This is a genomic window from Mycobacterium sp. NGS41, from assembly GCF_059812725.1.
Map to the genome: position 1 here is coordinate 1 of NZ_JCALDF010000009.1, position 13,020 is coordinate 13,020.

The 13,020-nt window shown below is 65.2% G+C and carries 14 protein-coding genes; 4 read left to right on the forward strand and 10 right to left on the reverse strand.

From position 1 onward, the window contains the following. The 6 genes from AC5Y21_RS10685 to lmeA all read right to left on the reverse strand — a co-directional run. A partial coding sequence (locus tag AC5Y21_RS10685; protein WP_499912077.1) for an alpha/beta fold hydrolase occupies positions 1-184 on the reverse strand: 184 nt, incomplete at its 3' end. A 422-nt stretch (positions 185-606) separates the two neighbouring features. Next, positions 607-1,215: a heme-binding beta-barrel domain-containing protein gene (locus AC5Y21_RS10690; RefSeq protein WP_499912079.1), complete on the reverse strand. Its 609-nt coding sequence runs from the start codon at positions 1,213-1,215 to the stop codon at positions 607-609. A 203-nt stretch (positions 1,216-1,418) separates the two neighbouring features. After that, on the reverse strand, positions 1,419-1,721 hold the full coding sequence (locus AC5Y21_RS10695; protein WP_499912081.1) for a DUF1416 domain-containing protein: 303 nt from the start codon (positions 1,719-1,721) through the stop codon (positions 1,419-1,421). A gap of 1 nt (position 1,722) precedes the next feature. Next, entirely contained in the window at positions 1,723-2,556 is an 834-nt protein-coding gene (locus AC5Y21_RS10700; protein WP_499912084.1) for a sulfurtransferase, read from the reverse strand. 190 nt (positions 2,557-2,746) lie between these two features. Then, positions 2,747-2,866 carry an Ms5788A family Cys-rich leader peptide gene (locus AC5Y21_RS10705; protein WP_499912086.1) on the reverse strand — a complete coding sequence of 40 codons (120 nt, stop codon included), beginning with the start codon at positions 2,864-2,866 and terminating at the stop codon, positions 2,747-2,749. Between the two features lie 60 nt (positions 2,867-2,926). Further along, positions 2,927-3,733 (reverse strand): mannan chain length control protein LmeA, encoded by an 807-nt coding sequence (lmeA, locus tag AC5Y21_RS10710; RefSeq protein ID WP_499912088.1) that lies wholly within the window; start codon positions 3,731-3,733, stop codon positions 2,927-2,929. Positions 3,734-3,925: 192 nt separating this feature from the next. Here lmeA and AC5Y21_RS10715 point away from each other — a divergent pair, with 192 nt between their 5' ends. The 4 genes from AC5Y21_RS10715 (at position 3,926) to pstB (ending at position 7,702) form a co-directional block, all read left to right on the forward strand. Beyond that, complete coding sequence (locus AC5Y21_RS10715; protein WP_499912375.1) at positions 3,926-4,696, forward strand: winged helix-turn-helix transcriptional regulator; 771 nt, start codon at positions 3,926-3,928, stop codon at positions 4,694-4,696. After that, complete coding sequence (gene mshD / locus AC5Y21_RS10720; RefSeq protein ID WP_499912090.1) at positions 4,693-5,631, forward strand: mycothiol synthase; 939 nt, start codon at positions 4,693-4,695, stop codon at positions 5,629-5,631. Before AC5Y21_RS10715 ends, mshD begins: the two co-directional genes overlap by 4 nt. Positions 5,632-5,746: 115 nt before the next feature. Beyond that, entirely contained in the window at positions 5,747-6,865 is a 1,119-nt protein-coding gene (gene pstS, locus AC5Y21_RS10725) for a phosphate ABC transporter substrate-binding protein PstS (protein ID WP_499912092.1), read from the forward strand. Positions 6,866-6,925: 60 nt separating this feature from the next. Further along, positions 6,926-7,702 (forward strand): phosphate ABC transporter ATP-binding protein PstB, encoded by a 777-nt coding sequence (pstB, locus tag AC5Y21_RS10730; RefSeq protein ID WP_499912094.1) that lies wholly within the window; start codon positions 6,926-6,928, stop codon positions 7,700-7,702. Here the strand turns inward: pstB and phoU are convergent. The 4 genes from phoU to AC5Y21_RS10750 all read right to left on the reverse strand — a co-directional run bounded on the left by phoU (position 7,699) and on the right by AC5Y21_RS10750 (position 12,924). Then, complete coding sequence (gene phoU, locus AC5Y21_RS10735; protein WP_499912096.1) at positions 7,699-8,382, reverse strand: phosphate signaling complex protein PhoU; 684 nt, start codon at positions 8,380-8,382, stop codon at positions 7,699-7,701. The two genes, pstB and phoU, sit on opposite strands and share 4 nt — an antisense overlap. A 56-nt stretch (positions 8,383-8,438) precedes the next feature. After that, positions 8,439-10,577, reverse strand: a complete 2,139-nt coding sequence (locus AC5Y21_RS10740) for an LCP family protein (protein ID WP_499912098.1) — start codon at positions 10,575-10,577, stop codon at positions 8,439-8,441. A gap of 183 nt (positions 10,578-10,760) precedes the next feature. Further along, positions 10,761-11,894: a tRNA dihydrouridine synthase DusB gene (gene dusB, locus AC5Y21_RS10745; protein ID WP_499912100.1), complete on the reverse strand. Its 1,134-nt coding sequence runs from the start codon at positions 11,892-11,894 to the stop codon at positions 10,761-10,763. 7 nt (positions 11,895-11,901) lie between these two features. After that, positions 11,902-12,924, reverse strand: a complete 1,023-nt coding sequence (locus AC5Y21_RS10750) for an acyl-ACP desaturase (RefSeq protein ID WP_499912101.1) — start codon at positions 12,922-12,924, stop codon at positions 11,902-11,904. Positions 12,925-13,020: the final 96 nt, after the last annotated feature.

Sequence of the window (13,020 nt, forward strand, 5' to 3'; positions counted from 1 at the left end):
CCGAGTCAACCCATTCGTCGATACAAGCCGTGATCAGGTCACCGGGTTTGTTTCTCCGTCCCGGCAGGTCGGGGGCAAGCACGGTTAACTCCGGTGCTATCCGTTGGATCTCCGCGACTGTCAGCTCCCACGAATCGGCTGCGAACCCGCTCCCATGTACGAGGACCAATGCCGGCAATGCCATGGCGATCCTCCTTCAGCGCCGTGAGCCCAGAACCGCATCGTAAAGCAGGCCGCAGCCCCCGTCATGGGTAGAGCATGTCAAAGCGCCGGGCCCAAGCGCACCACCCCGGCGTCACCCCGGCGCCCAGGGGTCTACTGGGCGCCGACCCCGTGCCAACCCGGCTACAACCCGAAGCCGCCCAAAAATAGTCTCTGACGTGCGCGGGGATACCCGAATGCTATGGTCGAGACACACAAGGAAGGAGGTGGTCCGCGAAATTGATAGCTTCATGGACATGTGAGGTGGCTGCGCGCTAGCAGCACTGGCTCGGAGAAGCTAGCGGCCAACGCGCGCTGGCGAATTCCCCGCAGCCACCCGGCCCCCGAGCTTCCGGTCTTGTCCAACCAGAGCATTGCTCGGGGGCCGCTCCATGTCAGGACGCGTTATCCGACGAATCGGGACAGTCGCGCCGACAGGTGCGGCACAAGTCCGCCGTCGGGGTCCACGCGCTCCTCGACGTAAGCCAAATCGCCGCCTTCGACGATGCCGTAGAGCCGCTTGGCGCCGCCCACCAGGATGCCGGACCGACTGCGGGCCAGCGCATCGGTAACCAACTCCCATGACGACTGGTTACGCGGGCGCCCGTAGAACAGCTCGACGTAACCGGCGGAGTGAGCCAGCAGCAGCTCGATCGCCTGCGACTCGCTCGGGTCATCGGGATCGATAACGAACCGCCAAAAACCCGTCTCGCGCAAGCCTGGTTCCTGATACTCGCCCGTGTCGTCGAGACGCCACGAGCGGGCTTCCCAAATTAGATAGTTGCCACCGTCGTGTGAGACCACGATCTGCTGTCCGAATCGGTAGTCCCCGTCGGGTCCGCGGCCCTCACCCTCGCCGCGCCACACACCGACCAACGGCAGCAACGCCAGCAGGGCGTCGTTCAGATTTGCGCCCTCGCGCAGGTTCGCGGTGTCGGGGGGCACCGGCAGATCGTCGAAGGCGGGGATATTGCGGGCGGCGGTAAGCCTTGAGCGTTCGGCTGCTTGAGACATTCCAGCGACCGCATCGCTCGAGCCCGCAGGACCAACCGATTCGGGGCCCTCGTCGGAGGTCACGACTCGTCAGTGATCAGCCGGTACAGCGTGTACAGCGCGAACCAAGTGATGACGAGTGTCGCCGCCACCAGCATGATCTCGAAGAAGAGCACCACGGGAACGAGTCTATTCGTCCCGGGAGTGTTGCGGCGAGCAGCCCGTCAGGCGATCTTGACGTCCACCTCGTGGATGCCCGCACCCGACGGCGCCACAATGGCGTCGCCGTTGCCGACCGCCGACAGCGCCCGCAACGTCCAAGATCCGGGGGCGGCGAAGAACCGGAAGTCGCCGGTGGCCGATGCGACCACCTCAGCCGTGAACTCGTCCGACGAATCCAGCAGTCGGACGAACGCGCCGCCCACGGCCTGGCCATCACGGTCCACGACGCGGCCGGTGATCACCGTTTCCTTCTCCAGGTCGACGCTGGCGGGCAACGTCAGGCCTTGCTTCGGTCCAGAGCACATATCAGCTTCCCAACTCGATCGGGGCACCCACCAGGGAGCCGTATTCCGTCCAACTGCCGTCGTAGTTCTTGACGTTTTGATGCCCGAGCAATTCCTGCAAAACGAACCAGGTGTGCGAGGATCGTTCCCCGATCCGGCAGTACGCAATCGTTTCCTTGCTGCCGTCCAGGCCGGCGTCGGCATAGATCCTGGTCAACTCCTCGTCGGATTTGAAGGTGCCGTCCTCGTTGGCCGCCCTGCTCCAAGGCACGTTGATGGCACCGGGGATGTGCCCGGGCCGCTGGCTCTGTTCCTGCGGCAGATGCGCAGGCGCCAGGATCTTGCCGGAGAACTCGTCGGGCGAGCGCACGTCGACCAGGTTCTTGACGCTGATGGCCGCGATGACCTCGTCGCGGAACGCCCGGATCGAGTTGTCCGGCGCCGCGGCGGTGTAAGACGTTTCGGGCCTGCTGACCGGGTCGCTGGACAGCGGGCGCCCATCGAGCTCCCACTTCTTGCGTCCGCCGTCGAGCAGCTTGACCTTCTCGTGCCCGTACAGCTTGAAGTACCAGTACGCGTAGGCCGCGAACCAGTTGTTGTTGCCCCCGTAGAGAACCACCGTGTCGTCATTGGAGACGCCGCGCTCGGACAGCAGCTTTGAGAATTGCTGTGCGTCGACGAAGTCGCGCTTGACCGGGTCCTGCAAGTCGGTGCGCCAGTCCAGCTTGATCGCGCCGGCGATGTGCCCGCCGTCGTAGGCGCTGGCGTCTTCATCGACTTCGACAAAGACGACGTTGGCGGCGTCGAGATTGCTCTCAGCCCAGTCGGCGGAGACCAGGACGTCGGAGCGTGCCATGGTGGGTGTTCCTTTCGATTTCCTGCTAAACAGCCTGGTTAGCGCATTGAATGCCGCGTGATGCGGCGGGGATGTTACTGCTCGACACGGTGCTACTCCTGGGTACTCCTTGGACACGGCAAACGGGGGAGGCAAAGCCACGGTAGGACTCCGAGGCTGCTCCGAGTGCGGCGCTGAAAAGCGCGGCTACTCAGCAGCTACAGCAACAGCAACAGCAACAACCCGCGATGCGGCACAGATCGACTGCGCGACGCCTGGTGAGCATGGGCTCGATGCGGGATGACACGACGGACAGCTTACCCAATGACATAGTGATCAAGCCAACAGCGCTACCAGGGCTGACGCACGTCCCAGACGTCGTTGGCGCGCGTCATGACTGCTTGAACCCTTCGAGTGTCACCGTCGCTCCCCGGGTGATGCCCTCGATGATGACGTCGGAGCCGCGCGCTCCCGCAGCGGTGGGCGCTACCCCGAATGGCAGCCTCTGGTTGGGCAGCCGCGCGTCGAAGGCGTGGAGCACCGCGTCTCGTTTGTCGTCCGGAACGGTCTGGTCGGCGGTATTGGGACCGGTCAGGACACCGGTGGGGGTGAACACCAATGTCGCCGGGTCGTCGGGCGCGATGGACAAATCCACCGAGACGCTGACTCGGTGGTCGAAGCCGGCCGATTTCGGTGTGCCGCTGAACACCAGCCCGTGATTGCCGGATATGCCCGACTCGGTGGTACCGCCGGTGGCGTCGTTGGTCTCCTGCGGCGGTGCCTCGACCATCAGGTCGCTGATGCCCAGATAGCGGCCCAGATGCGTCGAGCTGATGATGATGCGACTCTCCAGCTTGCCGACCGACAGCTTGGCGTCCGGCCTGATCAGCCAGGACGCGTCGGTCAGGTCTATCGAGTGCATAGTGGCTTCGAGGGTCGCCTTGCCGACCATGGCGTGGTCGACGGCGTTGGCCTTGATCTCCAGCTCGTTGTAGTGGCGGTGTATCGCCTGCGGGATGAACGGAAACGCCAGGATGGCGACAAATGGGTCAGACCCCAGACTGGCCGCTTTGCGGACATTGGCCGACAGCCGGTATTCGGCGTAGATGCTGGCTCCGTAGTCGACAGCGATGGCACCGCCGACGATGACGGCCACGGCGACCGCCACCGCGGTCAGACTGACCACCATCCTGCGCATTCGAACATTGTGGCTCATCCGGGCGGACCAGGCCGCACACCCGACTCCTCAGCCGCCGCTGACGCGGCGGCATCGTCGTCGGGCGAAAGACCAGGTGGCAAGTTATCGTTAGATGACCTGGCCACTGTGGCCATCTGGGGCCGCATGGCGTTATCAACTTGGGAGACGCCTTCCCCACAAGCGCTGGAGGGCTTGTTGGAGCTACTGCTGCTGACTTCGGAGCTGCATCCTGATCCGGTGCTGCCGGCGTTGACGCTGCTCCCGCATACAGTGCGGACGGCGCCGCCGGAGCCGTCGTCGTTGCTGGAGGCGGGCGCCGCGGACGCCGTCATAGTCGACGCCCGCCAGGACCTGTCGGCTGGCCGGGGTCTGTGCAGGCTATTGAGCACGGCGGGTCGATCGGGCGCGGTCCTGGCTGTCGTGAGTGAAGGCGGCCTGGTAGCTGTCAGTGCCGACTGGGGACTGGACGAGATCCTGTTGCCCACCACCGGCCCGGCCGAGATCGACGCCAGGTTGCGGCTGGTGATCGGCCGGCGCGGCGGGCTCGCCGACCAGGAAAGCGCGGGCAAGGTGACTCTGGGTGAGCTCGTGATCGACGAAGGCACCTACACCGCCCGGCTACGTGGTCGCCCGCTTGACCTCACCTACAAAGAGTTCGAACTGCTCAAGTACTTGGCGCAGCATGCCGGCCGGGTGTTCACCCGCGCGCAGCTGCTGCACGAGGTGTGGGGCTATGACTTCTTCGGTGGCACCCGGACCGTCGACGTGCACGTACGTCGTCTGCGCGCCAAATTGGGCGCCGAGCACGAAGCCCTGATCGGCACGGTACGCAACGTCGGTTACAAGGCGGTCCGGCCCGCGCGCGGACGCACGCCGATCGCCCAGCCCGACGAAGACGACGGCGCCGAGCCCGAACGAGACGGTGTCGCGGAACCACTGGTCGACCCGTTGCACACTCAGTGACCGAACCTGAGTGGCGCTCCGCGCTGACCGCCGAAGAGCAGCAGCGAGTGCGCGAAATCGTCAGCGCAGCAACTGAATTCGATGGCGTTGCGCCTGTCGGCGAACAGGTGCTGCGTGAACTCGGCCAAGAGCGCACCAATCATCTGATCGCCGGACCCGGACCGGGTAAGGCGATCAGCGGCTACCTCAATCTCAGCTCAGCACGCGACGGCGAGGTCGCGATGGCCGAGATGGTGGTGCACCCGCAGGCTCGTCGCCGCGGTATGGGCGCCGCGATGGCACGCGCGGCCCTGACCAAGACCGGCAACCGCAACCACTTCTGGGCACACGGCACGCTCGAACCGGCCCGCGCGACGGCCTCCGCGCTGGGCCTGGTCAAGGTCCGCGAACTGGTCCAGATGCGGCGCTCCCTGCGCGATATGCCTGAACCGATGATCCCGCCTGGACTGCGGGTCCGCACTTACGCGGGCACCGCCGATGATGCCGAGCTGCTGCGGGTCAACAACGCCGCGTTCGACTACCACCCGGAACAGGGCGGGTGGAGTGCTGCGCAGCTCGAGGAGCGGCGAAACGAACCGTGGTTCGACCCGGAGGGCCTGTTTCTGGCTTTCGGCGACACCTCGAGCGACGACGCGGACAGGCTGCTCGGCTTCCACTGGACCAAAATCCACGCCGACCACCCGGGCCTGGGCGAGGTCTACGTGCTCGGCGTGGACCCGTCGGCGCAGGGCCGCGGGCTGGGGAAGGTGCTGACCTCAATAGGTCTGGCCTCGCTGGCGCAACGACTGGCCGGATCGACGGAACCGATCGTGATGCTCTACGTGGAGTCGGACAATGTCGCGGCGGTACGCACCTACCAGCGGCTGGGCTTCACCACCTACAGCGTCGATACCGCCTATGCGGCCGCCGGCGAGGGCCAGACGCCCGCTGAATAACTCCCTCCCAGCCCACGCGCATACTTTCGGGGTGACTTGGCAACCTCCTCTCAGGGAGTCGGCCGGCAGCCAGGACCCGACGACGCAACGAAAAGCGCTGAGGAAAGCGAGATCGGTGAGGCTCGACAGGGCGGTGGCGCTGGCGGTCACCACGTGTGTCGTCACCGTCGCGGCGTTGACTGCCTGCAGCAGCGACAACCACCGCCGCGGCGCTTCGACGTCAGTCCACTCGGGAGGACACGTCGCGGCAGTGGACTGCGGCGGCAAGAGTGCGCTCACGGCCGAGGGCTCGAGCGCCCAACTGAACGCGATCGAGTCGTTCAATCAGGCGTGGGCCCAGGCGTGCCCGGGCAAGAAGGTGTCCTACACACCGAGCGGTTCGGGTCCGGGCCGCGAGCAGTTCATCGCCGGTCACGTCGATTTCGCCGGCGCTGACTCGCCGCTGGTTTCGGAGCAGATCGCCCCGGCCGCCAAACGCTGCAATGGACACCCGGCGTGGGACCTCCCGCTGGTATTCGGCCCGGTCGCCCTGGTCTACAACCTGCCCGGCGTTCAAACCCTGGTCGTCAACGGTGATGCGCTGGCCAAGATTTTCAGCGGCATGATCACGAGCTGGAACGATCCGACGCTGGCCGCGCTCAATCGCGGCGTACCACTGCCTGACGGCCGGATCACGGCGGTCTATCGGACGGATCCTTCTGGAACCACCGACAACTTGCAGCGGTATCTGACCGTCGCCGCGCCACAGAGCTGGATCCAGGGCGTCGGCACCAGGTTCCAGGGTAGTGGCGGGCAGGGAGCCGCCAATTCGGAAGGCATCATCCAGGCGGTACGGTCCACGCCGGGAGCAATTGGATATGTCGAGAAGGGGTTCGCCGACCAGGCCGGCATGCCGTACGCCCAGATCGACAACGGCAGTGGAGCGGTCCCGCTCACCAACGACACGGCCCGCAACGGCGTCAACGCCGCCAAGTTCGTGGCAAGTGGCAACGATCTGGTGCTCGATCTGTACTCGGTCTACGGCACTCACGAGCCCAACGCTTACCCGTTTATCCTGGCCACGTACCAGATCGTGTGCTCGGGCGGATACGACGCGGACACCGCCGTGGCGATTAAATCGTTTCTCACCGTGGCCGCCAACGATGGTCAGAGCGGCCTTTCCTCACGCGGCTACGTTCCGCTGCCCGATAAAGTCAAGGAGCGCTTGGTCACCGCGATCAACGCAATGCAGTAACCAATTGACGCTGCGCGGCGTCCCCGCTGGGGGCGGCGCGGGCACAGGCAGGAGCAGTTAGTGGCTAAGCGGCTGGACCTCAAGTCGGTCAACATCTACTACGGGGCGTTTCACGCCGTCTCGGATGTGTCGCTATCGATTCTGCCGCGTAGCGTGACGGCGTTCATCGGCGCTTCGGGCTGCGGCAAGACGACGGTGCTGCGCACGCTCAACCGCATGCACGAGGTCATCGCCGGCGCCCGGGTCGAGGGCTCGGTACTGCTCGACGACGAAGACATCTACGCCCCGGGCATCGACCCGGTCGGCGTGCGCAGGGCGATCGGGATGGTGTTTCAGCGGCCGAACCCCTTCCCGGCCATGTCGATTCGCAACAACGTGGTGGCGGGCCTGAAGCTGCAGGGTGTGCGCAACCGCAAGGTGCTTGACGAGACTGCCGAATACTCGCTGCGCGGCGCGAACCTCTGGGATGAGGTCAAGGACCGGTTGGACAAGCCCGGCGGCGGGTTGTCCGGCGGGCAGCAGCAGCGGCTGTGCATCGCGCGCGCCATCGCGGTGCAACCCGACGTGCTGCTGATGGACGAGCCGTGCTCGGCACTCGACCCCATCTCGACGATGGCGATCGAAGACCTGATCGGTGAGCTGAAGCAGGATTACACCATCGTCATCGTCACCCACAACATGCAGCAGGCCGCACGGGTAAGCGATCACACCGCGTTCTTCAACCTGGAAGCGGTGGGACGGCCGGGCCGGCTGGTGGAGATCGACGAGACCGAGAAGATCTTTTCCAACCCGAACCAGAAGGCCACCGAGGACTACATCTCCGGCCGCTTCGGCTAAGACACCGTCGGCGGGCTAACTGGAGACCCTGAGCTTTCGTCCGGGAACTTGCCGGTCGCCTGGAAGATGACACGCCGTGCAACTTCGACGGCATGGTCGGCGAATCGTTCATAGAACCGGCCCAGCAGTGTCACGTCGACGGCGGCGGCGACGCCGTGGCGCCACTCGCGGTCCATCAGCACGCTGAACAAATGCCGGTGCAGATCGTCCATCGCATCGTCTTCTTCGCGGATCCGGGCGGCCTTCTCCGGGTCTCGCGACAACAGCACCTCTTGCGCGCTGTTACCCAATTCGACTGCGACCCTGCCCATTTCGGCGAAATATCCGTTGACCTCTTCAGGTAACGCGTGCTGCGGATGCCGCCGCCGCGCGATCTTCGCGACGTGCAGGGCCAATGCGCCCATCCGGTCGATGTCCGCCACCATCTGGATGGCGCTGACGATCGCGCGGAGGTCGCCGGCGACCGGCGCTTGCAAAGCCAGTAGGACGAAGGCGCTTTCTTCGGCGCGGGCGCTCAGCGCAGCGATCTTCTCGTGGTCGGAGATCACTTGCTCGGCCAGCACCAAATCGGCTTGCAGCAAGGCTTGGGTTGCCCGCTCCATGGCGATCCCCGCCAGGCCGCACATGTCGCCGAGCTGCTCGGACAAATCCGAGAGTTGCTCATGATACGCGGTCCGCATGTGGTCAAGCCTACGTTCTCAATGGCGGAAAACGCCGTCAGGCGGTGCCGAAACGCCTACTCGCAGGTGGTGTCGGCGGCATTGATCACCGCAAGGTCTCCGGGCAGCTTGGTCGGCGGGCTGCTGGAGTTGCGCTCAATCTGCACGGTGACCGACGAGCCGCTGGGCGGGGGAGCGGTCACCGAGCTGAAGTCCGGGCCGAGGACTACCTGAACAACCGGCCCAATGCCGGTGACCCGCTCGACCTTCGACGTGGCGAACGCCGAAGCGACCGTGGCGGCCGCCTGTTCGTTGCCGGGGGAGAAGAACACCGTCGTGGTCCGCAGTGAACTCGGATAGTCGTCCGGCGTCATCACGTTGAAGCCGTTGCGCTTGAGCTGGTTACTGGCGACGCTGGCCAGCCCGGTCTGCGCGGTCGAGTTGGAGACCTGGACGGTGACCTCGCTCGGCGAGGTCGTCGTGACCTGCTCGCGGTGGCCTTCGGGAGTGGCACTGGGCGGCGGCGCCTTCTTGGTACTGGGCGCGGTCGTCGGCGTCCGGCCCAGGCTCTGGGCGTTGTGATCGTTTTCCAGCGGCAGCGGATCGTCGTTGATGATGGCCGCAAAGAGCGCCTTCATATCGGCCGTGCGCGGCGGCTCGTCGCCGTTCTGGTCGGTCACGCCGGTCGGGACGGTGACGAACGTGACGTGGCCGGCCGCCATGTGCTGCAGCGATTGACCCAGCTGGACCAGGTCTTTCGTCTTGACGTTGTCGACGTAGCTGTTGGCGACGAATATGTTGACGACGTTGTTGAGCTTGGCGGGGTTGAGCAGGGTGTCTGCCGAGATCAGCGAACGCAACAGCGACGACACGAACAACTGCTGACGTTTGATGCGTCCGTAGTCGCCGTTGCTTTCGGTGGTGACCTGGCGGGCTCGCACGTAGTTCAACGCGGTTGCCCCGTTGATGGTCTGGCGCCCGGCATGATCGAGCACCGTGCCCAGCTCGTAGTCCTTCAGCGGGGTGGTGGTGCACACCTCGACGCCACCGAGTGCCTCGACCATGCGCGCGAAACCGACGAAGTCGATGGCGATGAACCGATTGATGCTCAAGCCCGACAATTTCTGGATTTCCTTCACCAGGCATTTAGGGCCGCCGAAGGAGAACGTCGAGTTCAGCTTGGTCTCGGTGTACACCATGCGCGGGCCCATTTTTCCGGTCTTCTGGTCGTAGATGGGTCCGTACTTGCGGGTTTCGGGGTTCCAGGCTTCGCATTGCATCGGGGTTATGGCGAGGTCACGCGGAAACGAGACCGCCACGACCCGTTGCCGGTTGGCCGGAATGTTGACCAGCATCACGGTGTCCGACCGCGCGCCCCCGGCGTCCTCGGTGTCACCGGCTCCCATATTGGCGTTCGCTCCCGCGCGGGAGTCCATACCGACGATCAGGAAGTTCTCATCGCCGTACTGCCCGTCGGGATCGATGATGTCGGACGAATGCGGGTCAAGCGCACTGACGGCTTTGAGGCGGTCGTTCTTGGAGTTGCTCCAGTGCCATGCCCCGCCGGTCATGGCCAGCGCCACCGCGGCGAATAACGCCGCCAGCGACCGTCCGGCCACCAGCATCGGGCGGTGGGATTTGGCTTTGGGGCCGGGGTCGTTCTCGGCCTGAGGACCCGCCGGAGCCTCGGATGCCTTGCCGATCAGCTTCGGTGTTGCCCCGCGCTCCTCGGCGGTGTGCGCGCACACGGCGTCGAAGTCGTCGTCATCGTTCGGGTAGTTGGCCGTCCCGAGCTCGGGAAGTTCGGAGACGAGGTCGAGCGAGTACGCCGGGGTCTCGATGACCTGTGTGTCGGGTCCGTCATCGACGGCTTCCGCGGCTTCGACAGCTTCGGAGGAGTCGGTCTCCGGGGCGACGTGACGGCGCCGGGGCCGGTCAGGCCGGGGGGCGCCGATTTTGGCGATCAGGTCCGCAACGCTGATTGCGCCGTCGGCGTGAGAGGCGACTTTCTGGGTGTCCGTCGCAGGCTCTACCTGGGGCTCGACCGGGGGCTCAGGCTGCCACAGGTGGGCGCCGTTGTCGGGTTGCGGCGTGGAAAACCGCTCCCACGGCGCAGCGGCATGCGTTGGCCGCGGGTTGGGAGTTGGTTGGCCATCGCTGCCCGCGCCCGATGCGCGCCGAGGGCCAAGAGTGGCGTCGTGCTCGCCGTCACCCATGTCCAGCCGGCCTCCGAAACTTTGATGCGGACGTCAGTGGTACCAAGCGCTGCGGTCAGGCGCAGTGCTGGCCCTATACCACTGGCTCAGCGCCGCCGGCCGCGCTACCGCAACCGAACAATGCAGCAAGGCTCACATCGTACTGAGTTATCGGCCCGTGCGCGATTTCGAGTGTGTTTCGGCTCAACCGCCCGAGTGCATGACGTCCGCCGCGGCGGGCACCGTGCAGTCGTCGGGATCGTTGAGCCAGCCCTCGGGCAGTGCCACGCGGGCCGGTGAGCCCTGACGGCCCCGGGGCCCATTCGCGGCGCTCGGGAACGGGATACTGCCATCCAGCCCGTCCAGCAGACCGTCGAGTTCGGCGAGCGTCTTGACCAGCGCCAATGCCCGCCGCAAGTCCGATCCGGCAGGAAAGCCATGCAGGTACCAGGCAATGTGCTTGCGGATGTCGCGCATGCCCTTGTCCTCGCCGAAATGCTCGGACAGCAACGTGCCGTGGTGGCGGATGATGTCGGCGACCTCACCGAGCGTGGGTGGAGTGGGTGGCGGGCTGCCGGTGAACGCGGCCGACAGCTCGGCGAACAACCACGGCCGGCCCAGGCAGCCACGGCCGATGACAACGCCGTCGCATCCGGTGGCGGCCATCATGGTCAGCGCATCGCTGGCGTCGTAGATGTCCCCGTTGCCGAGCACCGGAATCGTCCGCACCTGCTCCTTGAGCGCAGCGATCTGGTTCCAATCGGCCGTGCCGGAGTAACGCTGCGCCGCGGTCCGGGCGTGCAGCGCCACCGCGGCCGCGCCTTCGGCTTCGGCGATGCGCCCAGCGTCCAGATGCGTGTGGTGGTCGTCGTCGATGCCGATGCGGAATTTGACGGTCACCGGTACCTCAGTGCCTTCGGCGGCGCGCACCGCAGCACCCACGATCTGACCGAACAACCGCCGCTTGTACGGCAGCGCGGACCCGCCGCCGCGCTTGGTCACCTTGGGCACCGGGCAGCCGAAGTTCATGTCGATGTGATCAGCCAGACCTTCGTGGGCGACCATCCTGGCGGCCGCATACGTGGTGACCGGATCGACCGCGTACAGCTGCAGTGATCGCGGCGATTCGTCCGGGGAGAACGTCGTCATGTGCATGGTGACCGGGTGCCGCTCGACGAGCGCGCGGGCCGTCACCATCTCGCAGACGTAGAGTCCGCTGACGGTACCGACCTTCGACTGCTCCAACTCACGGCACAACGTCCGGAATGCGACGTTCGTCACACCGGCCATGGGTGCCAGCACAACCGGGCTGGCGAGCTCGATGGGTCCGATGCGCACCGCGCGGCTACCGCCGGCTCATCGCCAACTTGCCGGCGGTCTGATGCAGCTCGAACGCTGTGGTCCGCTTGCCGGTACGGGCTTCCCGGTCGAGTTGGCGTTGCTTGGACACCTCGAACTTGTCGCAGGCCGCCTCTAGTTCCTTGATCAGCAGCGCAAGGTCGTCGCGCAACTCGGCGGCTTCACCGGTGATGTCTTCACGCTCGAAGAAGCGCCATTTCTTCAGCACCGGCATGACCACCTCGTCGAGATGGATGCGGGGGTCGTACACCCCGCCGACAGCGATGAACACGGCCTTGCGGCGGAACTCGGGTACCTGGAAGCCCGGCATCTGGAAGTTGCGCAGGATCTTGTGCAGCGACTTCGTCGCCTGGTTGGGGGCAATTTCGAAGCCGGCCTCGCTGACATCGCGGTAGAAGATCATGTGCAGGTTCTCGTCGGCCGAGATCTTGGCCAGCAACTGGTCGGCGACCGACTCGTTGCAGGCTTTACCGGTGTTGCGGTGCGAAATCCGGGTCGCCAGCTCCTGGAACGTGACGTAGATGACCGAATCGAACAGGCTCTCGGCGAACAGGTCGTCCCGAACCTGGTGGTTCTGACCCGGGCTGAAGCCCCGATTCACCACCTCGATGCGCAACTTCTCCAGTTCGACAGGGTCGACCGCGCGGGTCACCACCAGGTAGTCGCGCAGCGCGATGCCGTGCCGGTTCTCTTCGGCGGTCCACCGGTTGACCCACTGACCCCAGGGGCCGTCCAAGCCGAAGTTCATTGCGATCTCGCGGTGATACGACGGCAGATTGTCTTCGGTCATCAGGTTCTGCACCATCGCCACCTGGGCGAGGTCGGAGAGCTTGCTCTGCTCAGGATCCCAATCCTGCCCGCCGAGCGCGTAGAAGTTCTTCCCGTCCGACCACGGGATGTAGTCGTGTGGGTTCCAGTTCTTGTGCATGCTCAGGTGCCGGTTGAGGTGTTTCTCGACGACCGGTTCGAGTTCGTGCAACAGCTGTAGGTTTGTCAGCTCGGCTGACATGGGCCCTCCAGTTATCTGTGTCTAGTGGTAGCAGTCAATATATCTGTGTATCCCAGTAGCATCAAGTTTGCCGCGCGGCGCGTCATCTCGAAGTTC

Excerpts from the sequence above, each read along its gene's own strand:
- AC5Y21_RS10740 (WP_499912098.1), bottom strand. The coding sequence starts at position 10,577 with ATGGGTGACGGCGAGCACGACGCCACTCTTGGCCCTCGGCGCGCATCG.
- lmeA (WP_499912088.1), bottom strand. The coding sequence starts at position 3,733 with ATGCGCAGGATGGTGGTCAGTCTGACCGCGGTGGCGGTCGCCGTGGCC.
- AC5Y21_RS10695 (WP_499912081.1), bottom strand. The coding sequence starts at position 1,721 with ATGTGCTCTGGACCGAAGCAAGGCCTGACGTTGCCCGCCAGCGTCGAC.
- AC5Y21_RS10690 (WP_499912079.1), bottom strand. The coding sequence starts at position 1,215 with ATGTCTCAAGCAGCCGAACGCTCAAGGCTTACCGCCGCCCGCAATATC.
- AC5Y21_RS10705 (WP_499912086.1), bottom strand. The coding sequence starts at position 2,866 with ATGTCATTGGGTAAGCTGTCCGTCGTGTCATCCCGCATCGAGCCCATG.
- AC5Y21_RS10750 (WP_499912101.1), bottom strand. The coding sequence starts at position 12,924 with ATGTCAGCCGAGCTGACAAACCTACAGCTGTTGCACGAACTCGAACCG.
- AC5Y21_RS10700 (WP_499912084.1), bottom strand. The coding sequence starts at position 2,556 with ATGGCACGCTCCGACGTCCTGGTCTCCGCCGACTGGGCTGAGAGCAAT.
- phoU (WP_499912096.1), bottom strand. The coding sequence starts at position 8,382 with ATGCGGACCGCGTATCATGAGCAACTCTCGGATTTGTCCGAGCAGCTC.